This is a genomic window from Mesorhizobium sp. M1078 (assembly GCF_040318615.1).
GTDB lineage: Bacteria > Pseudomonadota > Alphaproteobacteria > Rhizobiales > Rhizobiaceae > Mesorhizobium.
The window spans coordinates 1-1,417 of the sequence record NZ_JAMYMP010000087.1 but is presented as its reverse complement, the minus strand read 5'-3'; the positions used below and the strand labels follow the sequence as shown (position 1 = coordinate 1,417).

Annotated in this window: 3 protein-coding genes; all 3 read left to right on the top strand. The window is 61.4% G+C overall.

Going from position 1 to position 1,417, the window contains the following annotated elements; all coding sequences use genetic code 11:
* A partial coding sequence (gene ccoO / locus NKH38_RS33195) for a cytochrome-c oxidase, cbb3-type subunit II (RefSeq protein ID WP_352765738.1) occupies positions 1 to 444 on the top strand: 444 nt, incomplete at its 5' end.
* A 12-nt stretch (positions 445 to 456) separates the two neighbouring features.
* The gene (locus NKH38_RS33190) at positions 457 to 606 is read left to right on the top strand and encodes a CcoQ/FixQ family Cbb3-type cytochrome c oxidase assembly chaperone (protein ID WP_023673929.1); all 150 of its coding nucleotides are present in this window, start codon (positions 457 to 459) and stop codon (positions 604 to 606) included.
* Between the two features lie 2 nt (positions 607 to 608).
* On the top strand, positions 609 to 1,417 hold an 809-nt coding region (ccoP, locus tag NKH38_RS33185), incomplete at its 3' end, for a cytochrome-c oxidase, cbb3-type subunit III (RefSeq protein WP_352765735.1).

Sequence of the window (1,417 nt, the reverse complement as noted above, 5' to 3'; positions counted from 1 at the left end):
TACGACCACCCCTTCCAGTGGGGATCGAAGCGCACCGGACCGGACCTCGCTCGCGTCGGTGACCGCTATTCCAACCTGTGGCACGTGGATCACCTGACAGATCCACGGTCCGTGGTGCCGGAATCGATCATGCCGAGCTATGCCTTCCTGAAGGACGAGCCGATCGCGGCGAAGGACTTCTCGACGCATCTGGTCGCCAACAGGCGCGTCGGCGTCCCCTACTCCGACGACATGATCGCTAACGCCAATGCCGATTTGATGGCGCAGGCTGATCCCAACGCCGACACATCCGGCCTCCAGGCCCGCTACCCCAAGGCCAAGATCGGCGACTTCGACGGCAACCCGCAACAGGTCACCGAAATGGATGCCCTCGTCGCGTATCTCCAGATGCTCGGCACGTTGGTCGATTTCAAGAACTACGACGAAGCAGCCGGCTACCGCTGAGGAGTTTTATCCATGGATTACAATTTGATGCGGGAGTTCGCTGACAGCTGGGGTCTGGTCGCCATGGCGCTGTTTTTTGTCGGCGCAATCATCTTTGCCCTGCGCCCCGGCAGCCGCAAGCTGGCCGACGAAGCTGCCCGGATTCCCCTTGAGGACGAGTGATCATGAGCGACGAGCACATCGATGAAATCTCTGGTGTTTCAACCACCGGTCATGAGTGGGACGGCATCCGGGAGCTCAACAACCCGCTTCCGCGCTGGTGGGTCTGGACGTTCTACATCACCATAGTCTGGGCGATCGGGTACACGATCGCCTATCCGGCATGGCCTCTGCTGCACACGGCAACCAAGGGTGTGCTCGGCTATTCCAGCCGCAACGATGTCGGGAACGAGTTGTCCAAGGCTGAAGCAGCCAAGGGCAAATATGTCGCCGCGATAGAAGTGAAAAGTGTTTCGGAGATCGCGGCGGACGACACGCTGCGCGAATTCGCCGTCGCCGCCGGCAGTGCCGCGTTCAAGCTCAATTGCGTGCAGTGCCATGGTTCCGGCGCCCAGGGCTCCAAGGGCTTCCCCAACCTCAACGACGACGACTGGCTGTGGGGCGGCAAGGCGGACCAGATCCAGCAGACGGTTACACATGGCATTCGCTTCGCCTCCGATCCGGATACGCGCCTGTCCGAAATGCCGGCCTTTGGCGACATCATCACTGCCGATCAGATCAAACAGGTCAGCGCCTATATTGCCAGCCTGTCCCAAACCGTCAGCGATCAGGTGTTGGTGGCGCCCGGCGCCAAGGTCTTTGCCGAAAACTGCGTGGCCTGTCATGGCGACAATGCAAAGGGCAACAAGGAACTCGGCGCTCCTGATCTGACCGACGCCATCTGGCTCTACGGATCGGGCGAAGCCGCCATCGCCGCCCAGGTAACCGCACCGAAACAGGGCGTGATGCCGGCTTGGGGCGCGCGCCTGGGCGA

Excerpts from the sequence above, each read along its gene's own strand:
- NKH38_RS33190 (WP_023673929.1), top strand. The coding sequence starts at position 457 with ATGGATTACAATTTGATGCGGGAGTTCGCTGACAGCTGGGGTCTGGTC.